The following is a 16255-nucleotide window of genomic DNA, read 5'->3' as shown; positions in this document are numbered from 1 at the left end:
GGTGGCAGGCCGGATCAAGGATGAAGACGTACAGCGGGTGCGCGACGCGCTGCCCATCGACGCGGTCGTCAACGACTACGTCCAGCTGACCAACGGGGGCGGCAGCCAGCTCAAGGGCGTCTGCCCGTTCCACGACGAGAAGTCCGCCTCCTTCTACGTCCATCCCGGCAAGGGCGTGTTCCACTGCTTCGGCTGCGGCGAGAGCGGCGACACGATCACCTTCCTGATGAAGATCGAGCACTTCTCGTTCGCCGAGGCCGTCGAGCGGATGGCCGCCCAGGCCGGGATCACCCTGCGGTACGAGGAGGGCGGCTACTCGCCCCGCCAGCAGCAGGGCGAGCGCACCCGGCTGGTCGAGGCGCACAAGGTGGCCGCGGCCTTCTACCAGGAGCAGCTGGAGTCCGCGGAGGCCGAGATCGGCCGCCGCTTCCTGGCCGAGCGCGGCTTCGACGCCGAGGCGGCCAAGCACTTCGGGGTCGGCTACGCCCCGGCGGGCTGGGAGCACCTGGTCCGCTACCTGCGCGGCAAGGGCTTCTCCGACAAGGAGATCCTGCTCGGCGGCCTGGCCTCGCAGGGGCAGCGCGGCGGCCTGATCGACCGCTTCCGGGGCCGGCTGGTCTGGCCGATCCGGGACAGCGGCGGCGAGGTGATCGGTTTCGGTGCCCGGCGGCTGCGCGAGGACGACAACGGGCCGAAGTACCTGAACACCCCCGAGACGCCGATCTACAAGAAGTCCCACGTACTCTACGGCCTCGACCTGGCGAAGAAGGAGATCGCTAAGTCCGGCCGGGCGGTGGTGGTCGAGGGCTACACCGACGTGATGGCCTGTCACCTGGCCGGCGTCACCTCGGCGGTGGCCACCTGCGGCACCGCCTTCGCCGAGGACCACATCAAGATCATCCGTCGGCTGCTGATGGACACCTCCACCTACCGCGGCGAGACGGTCTTCACCTTCGACGGCGACGCCGCCGGGCAGAAGGCCGCACTGCGCGCGTTCGAGGACGACCAGAAGTTCGCCGCCCGCACCTCGATCGCCATCACCCCGGGCGGCATGGACCCGTGCGAGCTCCGGCTGGCCAAGGGCGACGAGGCGGTCCGCGAGCTGATCGACAACCCGGTGCCGCTCTTCGAGTTCGCGCTGCGCTCCGCCGTCGACCGCCACCGGGTGGACACCCCCGAGGGGCGGGCCGCGGCGCTGGAGGAGGCCTCGGCGATCATCGTCAAGATCAAGGACCGCTCGATCCAGCACGAGTACGCCGTCCGGCTGGCCGGCATGCTGGGCATCCTGGACGAGCAGTTCGTGGTCCGGCGGATCTCCCAACTCGCGCGCTGGCAGCGGGAGAACCAGCAGAACGGGAACCGCCAGCTCCGCCGCCCCGGCGGCCCCGCGGCCGCCGTTCCCGCCCAGCCCGTCCGCCCCGCCTACCGCCTGGACCCGCGGGACCCGGCCCAGTTCGTGGAGCGCGAGCTGCTCAAGCTGGCCCTCCAGCACCCGGACCTGGTCAGCCCGGCCTTCGACAACTACGGCGACGACGAGTTCCCCACCCCGCCCTACACCGCCGTCCGCCAGGCGATCCGGGCGGCCGGCGGTGCGGCCTACGGCGCGACCCTGCCGGACTTCACCGCAGTCGTCCGGGAGGCCTGTCCGGACGACCAAGTGCGCTCCCTGGTCACCGAGTTGACGGTGGAGCCGATCCGCACCCGGCGGGCCGCCGACACCATCTACGCGGGGGAGTTCCTGGTCAAGCTCCGCCTCCAGGCGGTGGACCGCCGGATCGCCGAGGTCCGCGGCCACCTGCAGCGGCTCGACCGGCGCGGCACCCCCGAGGAGCTGAACGCCGTCCAGGGCGAGCTGTGGGCCCTCCAGCAGTACGCCCAGAACCTCCGCAGCAGGGGCGCCGCCGGGCTCTGACGGCACTGCGCGAGCCCCGGAGTGACCTGAGTCACAGTCACCCGAATCCCCGGGCGCCGAGCTGGGTATCCCAACCCTTGTGGCGCGGCCTCCCCCACGGCCGTGCACCGCCGAGGGAGGATGCCCGTGGAGCTCTCCGCCGTGCAAACCGCCGTCGAACCGGCGGAGTCCGAGCCGGATGCGACCGGTCCCAGCGGTCCCGGCGGGCCCGGTGGTCCCGTCGAGGTGGTCGAGGGCGTCGCGCCGGGCGAGCCGGACGAGGCCCCGGCGCCGGACGAGACGGCCGGCCCGGCCGCCGACCTGCTGCGTCAGTACCTGCGCGAGATCGGCCGGATCCGGCTGCTCACCGCCGTCGAGGAGGTCGAGCTGGCCCGGCAGATCGAGGCCGGTCTCTTCGCCGAACAGGCCCTCCAGCAGGGCGGGTTGGACGAACGGCTGACGGTCGAGCTGGCCGTCCTGGTCCGGCTCGGCCACCGGGCCAAGCGCCGCCTGATCGAGGCCAACCTCCGCCTGGTGGTCTCCGTCGCCAAGCGCTACGTCGGCCGCGGCCTCACCCTGCTCGACCTGGTCCAGGAGGGCAACCTCGGGCTGATCCGCGCGGTGGAGAAGTTCGACTACGCGCGTGGCTACAAGTTCTCCACCTACGCGACCTGGTGGATCCGGCAGGCGATGAGCCGGGCGCTGGCCGACCAGGCCCGCACCATCCGGGTGCCGGTGCACGTGGTCGAGCTGATCAACCGGGTGATCCGGGTCCAGCGCACCATGCTCCAGGAGCGCGGCACCGTGCCCAGCGCGGCCGAGGTCGGCGAGGCGCTGGAGCTGACCGAGGCCCGGGTGCTGGAGATCCTGCGGCTGGCCCAGGAGCCGGTCTCGCTGCACACCCCCGTGGGTGACGAGGACGAGGTCGCCCTCGGCGACCTGATCGAGGACGCCGACGCCGCCTCGCCCGTCGAGACCGCCGCCTTCCTGCTGCTGCGCCAGCACCTCGGCGCCGTCCTGGACACCCTCGGGGAGCGCGAGCGCCAGGTCGTCCAGCTCCGCTACGGCCTGGACGACGGGCACCCCCGAACCCTGGAGGAGATCGGCCACCTCTTCGGCGTCACCCGCGAGCGGATCCGCCAGATCGAGGCCAAGACGCTCTCCCGCCTGCGCGCCCACGCCTTCACCGCCCAGCTCCGCGCCTACCTGGACTGAGCCTTACCCCGGAGGTAATCGCGCCGGGCGTCCGCCGTTGGCGATGATGACGGCAACGCCGCACCGCCCCCGGTCGCGGCACCGAGGCAGGGGAGGCCCGCCATGTCGTCAACTTCCGTCACCGGCACCCGAGTCGTGGTCGAGGAACTGCTGCGCCGGATCGGCGCGGGTGACCCCGAGCGGATCGCGGAGCTCTACGCCGAGCACGGCGACTGGAAGCTCTCCTGGCCCGCCGCGGAGCACGGCCGCCCCGCCACCCCGTGGATCCGGAGCCGGGCCACCCGGGCCGAAGCGGCCGACCACTTCCGGGAGTTGGCCGCCCACCACGTCCCGGAGGCTGCGGCCACCACCGTCGAGCGGATCCTGGTCGACGGCCCGGAGGCCGTGGTCCTCGGCGAGATCCGCCAGACCGCCCGTCCCACCGGCCGCCCGTACCGGGCCCGCTTCGCCCTCCACCTCACCGTGGAGGCGGGTCTGATCGTCCGTCACCACGTCTACGAGGACAGCCTCGCGGTGGCCGCCGCCTTCGAGGGATGATGCCCCGGCGGCTCCGACTGCTCCGACTGCCCCGGCGGCCTCAGGACTTGGGCAGGGTGTCCACGAAGTCGGTGCCGGCGGCGTAGAAGCCGTCCACCGTCTTCTGGACGTCCGCGTAGGAGACGGCCGCGGCGTCCTTGTAGTAGAACCAGTTGACCTTCAGGTCCCAGGCGCGCTGCCCGCCGAGCGAGGGCAGCAGGTCGACGAACCAGTTGCTGAAGTGGACGTTCATCTTCTCGCGCGGCACGTAGTTCCCGGTGCTGGTGAACAGCTCCTTGCCGTCCATCGAGTAGGTGGCCTTCCCGTCGACGGCGGTGACCATCATGACGTGCCAGCCCTCGAGGCGCTGCTTGTGCGGCTTGGTGACGCGGTCCGCCGGGTCCGCCTTGAACCAGCTGGTGGTGTCGAGCTGGGGGCCGGGGTTGCCCCAGCCGCCGTTCGGCATGTACTCGAAGTCGAGCTCGCTGTAGTTCGGCGAGTCGTCGGAGGTGGAGATCGGGAAGTAGGACTGGACGACGTGGTCGCCGTTCTTTCCGCTGACCGGCTTGTCGCTGAGGTGGATCCTGGCGGCGAAGGTGCCGTTGAGGAGCTTGGTGCCGGTGGTCTGGATCTCGACCTGCTTGGTGCCCTTCGCGGTGCCGTCGGTGGTGGCCCGCAGCTGGAGGGTTCGGCCGCCCTGGGCGGTGGTGTCGGCGGGGAAGCTCGCGCCGGCGTCGGACCAGGTGTCCTTGATCCCGGGGCCGCCCTCGCCGGTGCGGACCTCCCAGCCGTGCGCGGTGAGCGCGGGATCGGTGGGGCCGGTGTAGCGGAAGCTGTCGAAGAGGGTCCCCGGAGGGCCGGTCGGCGTCGGCGTGGCGGCGGCCGGGGAGCCGCCCTTCGCCGTCCCGGCGGGGCCGCCGCCGGAGGCGCCGGAGACCGGGCCGCCGGAGCAGGCGGCGAGCGTGCCCAGCAGGACCGGGAGGGCCAGGAGGCTCCACCCGCGGTGACGGCGGGGGCGGCGGGGCTGACTCACGCGGGCTCCTCGGGGTACCGGTCGCACATGCGTGCCGATCGGGTGGGAGGCACATCCTAACGGGGTACGAAGGGCCCGCTCGAACACGTCGGCGGGCATTGCGATCCGGTCACAGCCCTCTCTCGGAACGGGCCAAATCCACCCATCGCGGCCAATTCGCTCTGAGGGTTGCACTAGCGTTCGCCTTAGGCTCCGGTGGTCTACGTACCCTGCACTGAAAGGCGTGGCAAGGTGCGCCCAGTCGTCACCCCCGTCGAAGGCGGATCAGTCCGGCCGTCACAGTCCGACGTACCCGCGTCGAACCTCGAAGAGGTCGACCCCGCACCGGTGTTCGTCTCCCAGTCCGGTCGGCGCGGCCGGCTGCTGCGCGGTCTCGGCTGGCCCGTCTCGGTGGTCGGCGCGATCCTCGCGGTCGTCATGGCCGGGACCATGGTCGGCGTCCAGGCCGACGCCCCGGCGATGGGCATACCCCCTCAGCCGACGGCCCAGCCGGCCGAACCCGTGACGACGCCCACCCCCGCGCCGTCACCCACCCCGTCGCCGAAGCCGTCGACGTCGACCTCCAAGGCGCCCTCGCGCTCCGCGACCCCTGCGGGCAAGCCGACGGCGAAGACCACCGGCACCACCGGCACGACCGGCACCACCACCATGACCGGCACCACCGGTGCACCGCACGGCGCCACACCGTCCGCCCGGTCCACGAAGCACCCCTGAACCGCAGCACCACCCATCTCCAGGAGCACCATTGTCCCGCCACCAGCGCCGCCGGCAGTCTTCGCGCAGGCCGCGCCGACTGGCCGCGCCACCCCTGCGCTTCTTCATGCCGCTCTCCCTGCTGGCATGTCTGCTCGCGCTGCTCGTGCTGCGCGGCCTGGCCACCAACGAGGTGTTCCACGACGCCCGGGTCGCCGACTCGGCCGACAAGGAGACCGTTCCGGAGTCGCTGCTCAAGGGCGGCCCGGTCATCGACGCGCGCGGTGAGCACAACGACGACCCGGTGAGCTACCGCATCCCGGACCGCACCGTGGTGCTGAGCTTCGACGACGGCCCGGACGAGGAGTGGACCCCGAAGGTCCTGGACGTGCTGGAGTCCCGCGGCGTGCGCGCGGACTTCTTCGTCACCGGCGGCATGACGGCCCGTCATCCGGAGCTGATCCGCCGGATCGTGGACGAGGGACACGAGATCGGGCTGCACAGCTTCACCCACCCGGACTTCGCCTTCCAGTCGCACGCCCGGATCACCTGGGAGATGGCCCAGACCCAGCTGGCCCTGGCCGGGGCGGCGGGGGTGCACAGCTCGCTGTTCCGCCCGCCGTACTCGTCCAACTCGGCGGCGCTGGACGACTGGACCTACCCGGTGATCAAGTACCTGGGCGCCCGGGGCTACGTCACCGCCTTCATCGACCACGACACCGACGACTGGAAGCGGCCGGGGGTGGACGCCATCGTCAAGGAGGCGATGCCCACGACGCCCGGCGCCGGCGAGCTGATCCTGCTGCACGACTCCGGCGGTGACCGCTCCCAGACCGTCGAGGCGCTCGGCATCCTGATCGACAAGCTGAAGGCCGACGGCTACCGGTTCACCACCATCTCCGAGGCGCTCGGCGCCTCCAGCGCCACCACGCCGGTGACCGGCTTCCGGCTGTGGGCGGGCAAGGGCTACGTCTGGGCCACCCAGCTGGCCGTGCACACCCTGCCGACGCTGATCGGGCTGCTCGCCGTGGTCGGCTTCCTGAACTTCGGCCGGTTCGCCCTGATGCTGGTGCTGGCCCCGATCCACGCCCGCCGCTCCAAGCGGCAGGACCTCTGGGGCGAGCCCGTCACCCGCCCGGTCACCGTCCTGGTGCCCGCGTACAACGAGCGCGAGTGCATCGCCCACACCCTCAACTCGCTGGCCGCGAGCGACTACCCGATCGAGGTCATCGTCATCGACGACGGCTCCTCGGACGGCACCGCGGACATCGTGGAGGAGATGGCGATGCCGTTCGTCCGCCTGATCCGCAAGGTCAACGGCGGCAAGCCCAGCGCACTGAACGCCGGCATCGCGGCCGCCTCGCACGACATCGTCGTGATGATGGACGGCGACACCGTCTTCGAGCCCTCCACGGTGCGCGAGTTGGTCCAGCCCTTCGCGGACCCCTCGATCGGCGCGGTCTCGGGCAACGCCAAGGTCGGCAACCGGGACACCCTGATCGGCTCCTGGCAGCACATCGAGTACGTCCTCGGCCACAACCTGGACCGCCGGATGTACGACATGCTCGGCATCATCCCGACCATCCCCGGCGCGGTCGGCGCCTTCCGCAAGGAGGCCCTGGACGCGGTCGGCGGGATGAGCGAGGACACCCTCGCCGAGGACACCGACATCACCATGGCGGTGCTGTGCGAGGGCTGGCGGGTGGTCTACGCCGAGCGTGCCCGCGCCTGGACCGAGGCCCCCGCGAGCCTCCAGCAGCTCTGGTCCCAGCGGTACCGCTGGAGCTACGGCTCGATGCAGGCGATGTGGAAGCACCGCCGGGCCGTCACCGCCAAGGGGCCGCGCGGGCGGTTCGGCCGCCGGGGCCTGCCGCTGGTCGTGCTGTTCGGCGTGGTCGCCCCGCTGCTGGCACCACTGGTCGACATCTTCCTGATCTACGGCGTGCTGTTCGCGGACGCGGCGACGACCATCACCAGCTTCGCCGGCTTCCTGGGCATCCAGGCCGTGCTCTCCTGGTACGCCTTCAAGCTCGACCGCGAGAAGCCCTGGCACCTGATCAGCCTGCCGACCCAGCAGCTGGTGTACCGGCAGCTGATGTACATCGTCCTGCTGCAGTCGGCGATCACCGCGGTGACCGGCGGCCGCCTGCGCTGGCAGAAGCTCCGGCGCACCGGCGAGGTCTCCGCCCCGGTGGAGGTCTGAGCCCCGGAGGCGGTCCGAGCCCCGGTGGAGGGCTGACGGCGGGTCGACGGGCGGTGCGGCCCTGACGGCCGCTCAGTCCTCGGCCAGCTCCGGGTGGATCTGGTCGCGGACGGTGCGGTACTGCTGGCGGACGGCGTTGCCGATGGCCTGGTCGTGCTCGTGGTCGGCGACCAGGGTGACGGCGTCGGGGAGCTCCCACTCCGGGGGCTCGGGGGTGCCTGCCAGGGCCCAGGCGGCCTGGCGGGCCGCGCCCCGGGCGGCGTGGTCGCCGGCGGCCGGTATCACCACGGGCAGGCCGAAGAGCAGGGGCGCGATCTCCTTGACGGCGGGCAGGCGGCCGACCGCGCCGAGCAGGAAGATCCGGCGCAGCTCCACCCCGTGCCCGCGCAGCACGTCCAGGGCGTCGGCGACGTTGCAGAGCATGCCCTCGACGGCGGCCCGGGCCAGGTGCTGCGGGGCCATCGACTCGGCCCGCAGGCCGGTCAGGGTGCCGGCCGCGGCGGGGAGCTTCGGGGTGCGCTCGCCGTCCAGGTAGGGGAGCAGCACCAGCCCGTAGGAGCCGGCCGTGGAGCGCAGCGCCAGCTCGCTCAGGCCGGTGAGGTCGGTGCCGAGCAGGCCGGCGGTGGAGCGGAGCACCTGGGCCGCGTTCAGGGTGCCGACCATCGGCAGGTGGCGGCCGGTGGCGTCGGCGAAGGAGGAGACCGCTCCCGTGACGTCCACCACGGCGTGGTCGTGCACCGCGAAGACGGTCCCGTTGCCGCCGAGCGAGACCACCGCGTCGCCGGGCTGCAGGCCGAGGCCGAGCGCGGCGGCCATGTTGTCCCCGGTGCCGGCCGAGATCAGCAGGCCCTCGGGGGTGTGCCCGGCGGGCTCGGCCGGGCCCAACACGTCCGGTACGCGCAGCTGGTGACCGAGCGCCAGCTCGATCAGGTCCTGCCGGTACTCGCCGGTGACGGGGGACCAGTACCCGGTGCCGGAGGCGTCACCCCGGTCGGTGGTGCGGCGCTTGGGGTGGCCGAGCAGCTGCCAGACCAGCCAGTCGTGCGGGAGCAGCACCTCGGCGATCCGCTTGGCCGAGGCCGGCTCGTGCTCGGCCAGCCAGCGCAGCTTGGCCACCGTGTAGGTCGGCGCCGGGACGGAGCCGATCGCCCGCACCCAGGCCTCGGGGCCGCCGAGCGCGTCGATCAGCTGCGCGGCGGCCCCGGCGGACCGGGGGTCGTTCCAGAGCAGGGCGGGCCGCACCAGCACACCGCCCGCGTCCAGGCCGATCAGGCCGTGCTGCTGGGCCGAGACGCCGATCGCCCGGACGCCCTCCAGCAGGCCCCCGGTGGCCGCCTCGCCGAGCGAGTGCAGCCAGAGCTGCGGGTCGACCTCGGTGGCTCGGGGATCGGTGCCCTCGGGGGTCGGGTGCGGCGCCTTGCCGTCGCGCAGCACGGCGCCGGTCTCGGCGTCGCACGCGACGATCCGGGTGCGAGTGGTGGAGCTGTCGATGCCCGCGACGATGGCCATGTCGAGATCATGCCTCAGCCCGGCCGGCTTGCACCGCCGCCCGCCCGAAGTGTTGCCCGTTCGGCACCCGGAGCGGACGCGTCCGCGACCGCTCGCGGTGCTCGTGGGGCCCCTGGTGCGTGCGGTGCCGGCCGTACGTGCGCGGCGCGCGCTGCGCGTGCTGCGTGCGGTGCGGGCGGCGTGTGCGGTGCGTGCGGTGCGTCCGGCGCCGGTGCCTCAGGGGCGGTAGGTGCCCCAGCTGTCGTCCTGTCCGGCAGCCCGACTGCCGCTCAGGTACGGCACCCGGTCGGTGATGGCGTTCGGCAGGTGGTCACCGACCCGGCCGGCCACGGCGCCCGCGGCCTTCCCGGCCACCGCTCCGGCCTGCTGCCGGGCCTTGCCCGCCACGTCCTGCACCTTGGGGTTCTGCGCGACCTGACGGGCCGCTCCGGCGAGCTGCTCGTAGCGCTCCCGGCCGGCCTTCGAACCGAGGACGTATCCGACCCCGACTCCCACCACGAACGTCAGCTTCCACATGACCGGTCTCCACCCTTCCTTGCGGACCCTGCCGCGTTGCCCTACCCGCCCCGCCCCGCGGCGAACCGTGGGACCAGCATCCCCGCAGGCCCCCGCCGCCGCCCACCGGGCACGCCGAACGGAGGGCGATCCGGGCACCCGGGGAGGCCCCGGGGCCTCCCCGGGGAAAGCGATTGGCGGACCACCCCCCTGAGTGCGCTAATGTATGACCCGCAGCCGACGCCGCGGACCGGAAGATCCTTCCGGAGCGGGGCGGGAGCTCGGTCCCCCATAGCTCAATTGGCAGAGCAGCCGACTGTTAATCGGCAGGTTATTGGTTCGAGTCCAATTGGGGGAGCCCGGAAGGGTCGTCAGACCGTTCCGCACCCAACAGCAGTCCCCCATAGCTCAATTGGCAGAGCAGCCGACTGTTAATCGGCAGGTTATTGGTTCGAGTCCAATTGGGGGAGCTTCACCGGTAGTTCAGGTGAGATGCGCAGAGCGAGGGCCCTTCGGACATCCGAGGGGCCTTCGTGTTTTCCCGGGGAGCACCCTCTGCTCGGGGTCTGCTCGGAGCCTGCTCAGGCCGTGCCGGTGGCCTGCCGGTACAGCTCCGTCACCCGGTGGTCGAAGGTGATGCTGTACGAGGTCCGCTCGGTGGCGCCGCCCTCCTGGTAGCCGCCGACCACGCCGACCACCTCCCCGCCCTCGGTCAGCCAGGGGCTGCCGCTGGTGCCGTCGGTGTAGCCGTGGCAGTCGAAGCTCTCCTGGGTCGGGCTCTGTTCGCCGGTCCGGTTGCTGCAGGTGATCGGCTCCTCGGCGTCCACCGGGTAGCCGGTGACGGTGACCGCGAGCCCGAAGCCGCGGTCGGTGCCGAGCCGGAAGCCGCCGAGCACGTCCTCGATCCGCCGTCCGCCGACCTCGCCGACCGTGAGGAACGCCACGTCGTACTCCGGGTCGGCCCGCTCCGACCAGGCCGGGGCCAGCGTCACCCGCTCGACCGGCCAACTGCCGTGCGGGAGGTTCCCGTTGCGGTAGCCGGGGGCGAACGCCAGGTCGTCCTGGCGGCCGAACAGCGGACTGGCCACGCAGTGCGCGGCCGTGACCAGCAGGCTCCGGCCCGGGCTGCTCACCACGCTGGCGGTGCAGCCCCGGGCGCCGTCCGGGCCGCCGGCGAACAGCGTGCCGATCCGGTCCGCCACCGCGCCGGCCGGGGCGGCGTGGGCGGAGGGGGTGCCGTCCTCGCCTCCGCCGCCGTTGCCGCCGCCGTTGCCGCCGGACGGTGCGGCGGCCCCCGGGACGCAGCCGGCGGTCAGCGCCGCAGTCAGGGCGGCCACGGCCGTGAGGAGTGTCACGCGGCCGGAGCCGGAGCCTGAGCTGGGGCCGGCTTCGGCGCCGTTCGCCGGGGCGGGGGCCTTGGCGGTCCGGCGTGCGCGTGCCATCGAAGTCCGTCCTCGGCGGTGGGGCGATCCACGGGGCTCGTGAAGATCGACTGCCGCCAGGTCTACCAGCCGGGCCCTCCGCCGCGCCAGCCCCGTCCGGGCCCCGCCGTTGCCCCTGCCGGCCTCCCGCCGCTGCGCCCGAGGCGGTCAGCCGGTCGCGCGGGCGTACAGCGCCTGGACCCGGTCGCCGAAGTAGCTGCTGTAGGAGGTGTCCGGGGTGTCCCCGCCCTCCTGGTAGCCGCCGATCACGCCGACCACGGTCCCCGTCCTGGTCTGCGGGTCGAAGTCGGTGACCCAGGGGCTGCCGCTGGTGCCGCCGGTGTAGTCCGGGCAGTCGATCCGCAGCTGGGTGGGGCTCTGCTGGGAGGTCTGGTTGGCGCAGGTGATCGGCACCTCGCCGCTGCTCGGGTAGCCGGTCACCTTGACCGGCAGGGTGTAGCCCCGGTTGACCCCCAACTTGTTGGCGCCGAGCACCTGTTGGACCTGCTGCCCGTTCTGCGGCAGCACCACGGCGAAGGCCACGTCCACGTCCGGGTCGGCACTGTCCGCCCAGGCCTGGTCCACCGTGATCGAGGCCAGTTGCCAGACCCCGCTCGGGGTGTCGCCGTCCCGGTAGCCCGGCACGAAGACCAGGTCGCCGCGCTGGCCGACCTTGGGGTCGTAGACGCAGTGCGCGGCGGTCGCGATCAGGTTCAGCCCGGCGCTGTCCACCACGCTGGCGGTGCAGAAGTGGTCGCCGTCGGAATTGTGCGTGAAGACCGCGCCGACCAGGGCGTTGAGCGGGGTGGCCTTGGCGGTCCTGGTGGTGCCGGCGTGCTTGGCGATCGCGGCCTTGATCCGGTCCTTGGACCAGCCGTGCCTGGCCGCGGCCGAACTGGCCTGAGCCCCCGTCAGCGGGCTCCGGCTCGCACTCGCGCTCGCGGTGGTGCCGCCGCCCGTCGGGCTCGGCCCTCCGCCGCCGCCCGAACCGCTCCCGCAGCCGACCGCCACCAGCCCCAGCGCCACCAACCCGGCCACCCGTGCGCCGCGCACCCGCCACCACCCTCCTCGGACCTAGGCCCCGTCGACCACCGGCCTCCAGTCTTCGCGGGCACCGCACCCCCTGCCAGGCCGGATCACCCGGACGGGGTCTCGCGCACCCGCCCACCCGGATGCACCCCCGGCGAGCACCACGCCGGAATGACCGGCTATGCTGCGGATGACGGCCCTGACGGGCCGTCTGCTGCTGCCCCGCCACCTCGGCCGACGGCACGGCGAACCGGGGCGGTAGCTCAGCCGGTTAGAGCAGGGGACTCATAATCCCTTGGTCGTGGGTTCGAGTCCCACCCGCCCCACTCACCCCTCCACGCCGCGGATCCGTGACCACACCGGACCGCCCGCGACGGACAGCCTGGGAGAACTCTAGGGCCGCTCCACCCCCACCGAGCCTCACCGGGCCGGAAGTTCACCCGTTTGATGGGGGACGAGGGGTCGGTCGGCCGCGCGGCATGACCACCGTGGCGAAGAGCAGCTGAATGGCGATCAGGGCCAGTACTCCGAGTCCGCCACCTCCGGCGAGGACGATCAGGACGGGGGCCAGCAGCAGGCCGGACGCCAGCGGCCTGAGTCGCGCGTCCCGGCGCTTGCCGGACAGCAGCGCGATGATGACCAGTGACGGGATCCCGACGATGACGGACATCATCACTCCGGTGCCCAGGACTCCGAAGGAGTCGCCCGGCAGCGCGTCCGGGTCGGTCCGGTCGGGCCGGGTGAGGAACAGGGCCCCACCGAGAACGGGCCAGCCGACGGCGAAGGTCAGGACGTAGGACAGGAGGCTCCTCGCCACCCACCGCCCTCGATCGGCATCCACCCGCGCAGCTCCCCTCCACCCGGCTCCGGCCCCGTCCGAGGCCTCGCCCCATCGTGCGCCACGCTCCGTCGAGGATGCCCGGCCGACGGCCCGGCGGGCGAACTCCGGGCGGCACCAAATCACGTTGTCCGCCCCTGCCCCCGTGCGTAGGGTGGCGGGCCAGCGGCGTGTAGCTCAGCGAGACAGAGCACCGGACTCGGGATCCGGAGGGGGCGGGGGCGGGACCCGCCACGTCGGCCATGGACAACAACGCTGATCAGCAGCGCACCACTGTCACGGTCAACTCCGGCTACGCGCACGGGCAGCTGGCCCGGGCCTTCGTCACCGCGCTCTCGCACCCGGACGCCGCGACCCGCGAACGGGCCGAGGGCCGTCTCGACCGCTGGCGCGCCACGCTGGCGGGGATGAAGGACGGCAGCCTGAAGATCGGCAGCCGCACCCCGGTGGCCGGGTTGCCCGCCTGGGTCACGCCCGAGGTGCTGCGCGGCGGCTTCGCCACCGGCCGGGCCGCCGCCGAGGGGCCACTCCAGCCGTACGAGGCCGAGGCCTGCCGGGCGGCCGGCATCCCGCAGGACCGCGCCGAACTCTTCGCGCACGCGCTCACCGAGACCGGGCTGGCCCGGCTCTGGGAGCTGCTCGACAGCGGCCGCTACCGGGTGACCGTGCCGGAGGAGGCCGCGCTGCTCACGGTGGCCTGGCTGGTCCGGGCCGGAGAGCAGCGGACGGCACTCGAACTGACTGCCCTGCTGGCCCCGTTCGCGGGCCGGCTGCGCTTCACCCCGCCGTCCGGCGACGCCCCGGGTGCCGGGCCGGACTGCGTCCACCGGCAGACGGTGGCCGACACCGTCGAGGCGCTGGAGCGCCGCGGCCCCAACCGTGCGGTGGAGACCCAGCGCGAGGCGCTGAGGGTCTGGCTGCCGTACTCCGACGAACTGCTCTCGCACTGGCTGGAGGCCACCGGCCCGGACGGTGTCCTGCATGCCGCCCCGGGCCCGGAGTGGCTCGCGCGCGGCGCCGAACTCCTGCTCCGCTACCGGACCTTGGCCGCCGTCCACCAGCTCTGCGGCAAGCACCGCAAGCCGGGCGGGAACCTCGGCATCCTCCGCATCTCCCTCGAACTGGCCGTCGCCGGTGAGGAGTTGCCGCCCCGTCAGGCCGGGCTGCTGCGGGTCGCCGTCCGCTCCATGGTGGAGCGCCGCGGCCTGCCGGGCTCCGAGCGGCACACCGAGCTGCGCCGGATCCAGGTCGGCCAGGCCACGCTGCCCTCCCACCACCAGCTCGCCCGGCTGTTGGTGAGCCGGCTCTTCGCACTGCCACAGCAGGACGGCCTGACCGACCCGGAGGCGGTGCTGGTGGCGGCCTCGGACGGCGAGGCGGACGGGATCCCGGCCGGCACCGCCGTGCCGCAGGTGCTGCGCAAGGTGGTGCTGGCCGCCCTCCGCGCCCCCGTGGAGACCCTGGTCGAGCGCGGCCTGGTGCCCTCGGCGGAGGTACTGGCCGAGCTGGCACCGCAGTTGGCCGCCGCGGCCGAGGCCACCGCCTACCCGGACCAGGCGCTCGGCGCGCTGGCCGCCGCCCACCACCGGGCCTTCGCCGGGCGGCGCTCGCTGCTGCTGCTCGACCTCCAGCACCAGGTGCGGGCCGGTGAACTCCCCTGGGTCCGGGCGGTCCAGCCGTACCGCACGGCGGGGGAGGGCGCGGCCGAACTCGCCACGCTGCGGCGTCTGTCCGCCCTGGCGGTCACGACCTTTCCCGGCACCATCCTGCCGAACCCGTTGGTGAGCGAGCTCGCCGCACTGGGGCGGCGGGCCGCGCCGGGCACCCCGTTCGTGGAGGAGCTGGCGGCCGACATCTTCATGGGCAAGTTCTCCCCGAAGTTCCTGGCGGCCGCCAAGATCGCCGGTGAGCTGCTGCAAGGCACCTTCTACGAGCGGTACTTCGGCATCGACTACGCCGCCGTGCGCGCCCTGCCCGAGCAGGAGGACGGACACCGCCGCGCCGTCGCCTCCTCCGGCTTCTCCCGGCTCTGCACCGCCCGGGCCGGCCAGGTTTGGCGCGGCACGGGCTCGGTCGCCGCCAACGGCACGGTGATCGAGCAGGCCCAGATCCTCACCACCCACAACCTCGCCACCCTGGCCGGCCCGCTCGGCGTGACCTTCGGCGAGGCCGCGGACGTGCTGGCCTGGCGCGCCTACGACACCGCCCGGCAGTTGGTCGCGCTGGCCGAGCGCCAGCCGCGCCCGCTGGCCACCGTGAAGAACGCCGCCTTCGCCTGGCGCCAGCTGGTCTTCCACCTCTCCCTCTGCACCCCGCAGGCCCGCGACGTGGTGATCGACCGGATCACCGCCGACCACCCGCCCCGCCTCGCCCCGGCCGTGGCCGGCCTGGTCCTGACCGCCGCGGGCGGCCGCTTCGGCGAGGACGGCACGGCCGAACGCGGCCGGGCCCGGCGGTTCCTCGGCTGGTCGGCCGGGCCGCACTGGTTGCTCCGGCGCTGAGCCCGGCGGGGCCCGCGTACGCTGGGCGGATGCTGCTGCCCGCCGATCTGCCGACCCCGCTCCAGGTGCTGGAGGACCCGGACTTCGCGGCGGCCGGGGTCGAGCTGCGGCTGAAGCGCGACGACCTGGCGCACCCGACCGTGCCCGGCAACAAGTGGCGCAAGCTCGCCCCGAACCTCGCCCACGCGGTGGAGACCGGAGCGGTCGGACTCCTGACGTACGGCGGGGCGTACTCCACCCATCTGCGGGCGGTGGCCGCGGCGGCGGGGGCGCTGGGGCTGGCGAGCATCGGGGTGGTGCGGGGCGAGGAGCTGGAACGGGCGCCGCGGAACTGGTCGTTGCGGGCGGCGGAGGCGGACGGGATGGAGCTGCGCTTCGTCTCCCGGGCCGACTACCGGCGCCTGGTGAGTGAGCGGCGCGCCCCGGGGGAGGGCTGGGCCGTGCTGCCCGAGGGTGGGTCCAACGCGCTCGCGGTGCGGGGCGCGGCCGCGATCCCCGCCGAGCTCCCCGAGCTCGGCCCGGCTGACCTGGTGGTCTGCCCGGTCGGCACCGGGGGGACGCTCGCGGGCATCGCGGCGGGCCTCACCGGTGGCGCCCGGGCCCTCGGCGTCGCCGTCCTGCGCGGCGAGGGCTACCTGGAGGACGAGGTCCGCAGCCTCCACCAGGCCGCCTACGGACGCCAGTTCACCACCTGGTCGATCGACCACGCCCACCACGGCGGCGGCTACGGCCGCGTCTCACCACAACTCACCGCCTTCGCCGCCGAGTTCGAGCAGCAGCACGGCCTGAGGCCAGAGCTCCGCTACGTCGCCAAGGCCCTCCGTGCCGTCCACCAGCGTCTGATGGCGGGCGAGTTGGTGGCTGGCACCCGGGTGACGGTGGTCGTCACCGGCCTGCCGGACCCCGGGTAA

General features: G+C 73.4%; 13 protein-coding genes and 4 tRNA genes. 11 read left to right on the top strand and 6 right to left on the bottom strand.

The window, feature by feature from the left end; genetic code table 11:
* Nucleotide 1: 1 nt before the first annotated feature.
* The 3 genes from dnaG to ACWEPF_RS22565 all read left to right on the top strand — a co-directional run bounded on the left by dnaG (nt 2) and on the right by ACWEPF_RS22565 (nt 3643).
* Entirely contained in the window at nt 2-1912 is a 1911-nt protein-coding gene (gene dnaG / locus ACWEPF_RS22575) for a DNA primase (RefSeq protein WP_345287726.1), read from the top strand.
* A gap of 120 nt (nt 1913-2032) precedes the next feature.
* Nucleotides 2033-3106, top strand: a complete 1074-nt coding sequence (locus ACWEPF_RS22570; RefSeq protein ID WP_452173905.1) for an RNA polymerase sigma factor — start codon at nt 2033-2035, stop codon at nt 3104-3106.
* A 102-nt stretch (nt 3107-3208) separates the two neighbouring features.
* A complete protein-coding gene (locus ACWEPF_RS22565; protein WP_452173904.1) occupies nt 3209-3643 on the top strand; it encodes a nuclear transport factor 2 family protein in 435 nt (144 codons plus the stop codon).
* 40 nt (nt 3644-3683) lie between these two features.
* Here the strand turns inward: ACWEPF_RS22565 and ACWEPF_RS22560 are convergent, their stop codons facing one another.
* On the bottom strand, nt 3684-4655 hold the full coding sequence (locus ACWEPF_RS22560) for a glycoside hydrolase family 16 protein (RefSeq protein ID WP_452173903.1): 972 nt from the start codon (nt 4653-4655) through the stop codon (nt 3684-3686).
* Nucleotides 4656-4982: 327 nt separating this feature from the next.
* Here ACWEPF_RS22560 and ACWEPF_RS22555 point away from each other — a divergent pair, with 327 nt between their 5' ends.
* Nucleotides 4983-5369, top strand: a complete 387-nt coding sequence (locus ACWEPF_RS22555; RefSeq protein ID WP_452173902.1) for a hypothetical protein — start codon at nt 4983-4985, stop codon at nt 5367-5369.
* 106 nt (nt 5370-5475) lie between these two features.
* Nucleotides 5476-7551, top strand: a complete 2076-nt coding sequence (locus ACWEPF_RS22550) for a bifunctional polysaccharide deacetylase/glycosyltransferase family 2 protein (RefSeq protein WP_345287783.1) — start codon at nt 5476-5478, stop codon at nt 7549-7551.
* 72 nt (nt 7552-7623) lie between these two features.
* Here ACWEPF_RS22550 and ACWEPF_RS22545 read toward each other — a convergent pair whose 3' ends face one another.
* The gene (locus ACWEPF_RS22545; RefSeq protein ID WP_449795462.1) at nt 7624-9060 is read right to left on the bottom strand and encodes an FGGY family carbohydrate kinase; all 1437 of its coding nucleotides are present in this window, start codon (nt 9058-9060) and stop codon (nt 7624-7626) included.
* 216 nt (nt 9061-9276) lie between these two features.
* On the bottom strand, nt 9277-9576 hold the full coding sequence (locus ACWEPF_RS22540) for a hypothetical protein (protein ID WP_345287736.1): 300 nt from the start codon (nt 9574-9576) through the stop codon (nt 9277-9279).
* Between the two features lie 264 nt (nt 9577-9840).
* Here ACWEPF_RS22540 and ACWEPF_RS22535 point away from each other — a divergent pair.
* Both ACWEPF_RS22535 and ACWEPF_RS22530 read left to right on the top strand, forming a co-directional pair.
* A tRNA-Asn gene (locus tag ACWEPF_RS22535) sits at nt 9841-9913 on the top strand.
* 39 nt (nt 9914-9952) lie between these two features.
* Nucleotides 9953-10025, top strand: a tRNA-Asn gene (locus ACWEPF_RS22530).
* 111 nt (nt 10026-10136) lie between these two features.
* On the opposite strand, the gene ACWEPF_RS22525 is transcribed toward ACWEPF_RS22530, so the two are convergent.
* Both ACWEPF_RS22525 and ACWEPF_RS22520 read right to left on the bottom strand, forming a co-directional pair.
* Nucleotides 10137-10892 (bottom strand): trypsin-like serine peptidase, encoded by a 756-nt coding sequence (locus tag ACWEPF_RS22525; RefSeq protein ID WP_452173901.1) that lies wholly within the window; start codon nt 10890-10892, stop codon nt 10137-10139.
* A gap of 252 nt (nt 10893-11144) precedes the next feature.
* Nucleotides 11145-12029, bottom strand: a complete 885-nt coding sequence (locus tag ACWEPF_RS22520; protein ID WP_452173900.1) for a trypsin-like serine peptidase — start codon at nt 12027-12029, stop codon at nt 11145-11147.
* 228 nt (nt 12030-12257) lie between these two features.
* On the opposite strand from ACWEPF_RS22520, the gene ACWEPF_RS22515 reads away from it, so the two are divergent.
* A tRNA-Ile gene (locus ACWEPF_RS22515) sits at nt 12258-12331 on the top strand.
* A 110-nt stretch (nt 12332-12441) separates the two neighbouring features.
* Here ACWEPF_RS22515 and ACWEPF_RS22510 read toward each other — a convergent pair.
* Nucleotides 12442-12822, bottom strand: a complete 381-nt coding sequence (locus ACWEPF_RS22510; RefSeq protein WP_449795460.1) for a hypothetical protein — start codon at nt 12820-12822, stop codon at nt 12442-12444.
* 187 nt (nt 12823-13009) lie between these two features.
* Between ACWEPF_RS22510 and ACWEPF_RS22505 the strand changes: the two genes are divergently transcribed.
* From ACWEPF_RS22505 to ACWEPF_RS22495, 3 genes are all read left to right on the top strand, one after another.
* Nucleotides 13010-13086, top strand: a tRNA-Pro gene (locus tag ACWEPF_RS22505).
* Entirely contained in the window at nt 13086-15344 is a 2259-nt protein-coding gene (locus ACWEPF_RS22500) for a hypothetical protein (RefSeq protein ID WP_452173899.1), read from the top strand. The genes ACWEPF_RS22505 and ACWEPF_RS22500 overlap by 1 nt, the downstream gene beginning before the upstream one ends.
* Nucleotides 15345-15373: 29 nt before the next feature.
* A complete protein-coding gene (locus tag ACWEPF_RS22495; protein ID WP_452173898.1) occupies nt 15374-16255 on the top strand; it encodes a 1-aminocyclopropane-1-carboxylate deaminase/D-cysteine desulfhydrase in 882 nt (293 codons plus the stop codon).

This window comes from Kitasatospora sp. NPDC004289 (assembly GCF_053602875.1).
Note: the sequence above shows the minus strand (reverse complement) of the source record. Positions and strands in the feature narration are given on the sequence as shown.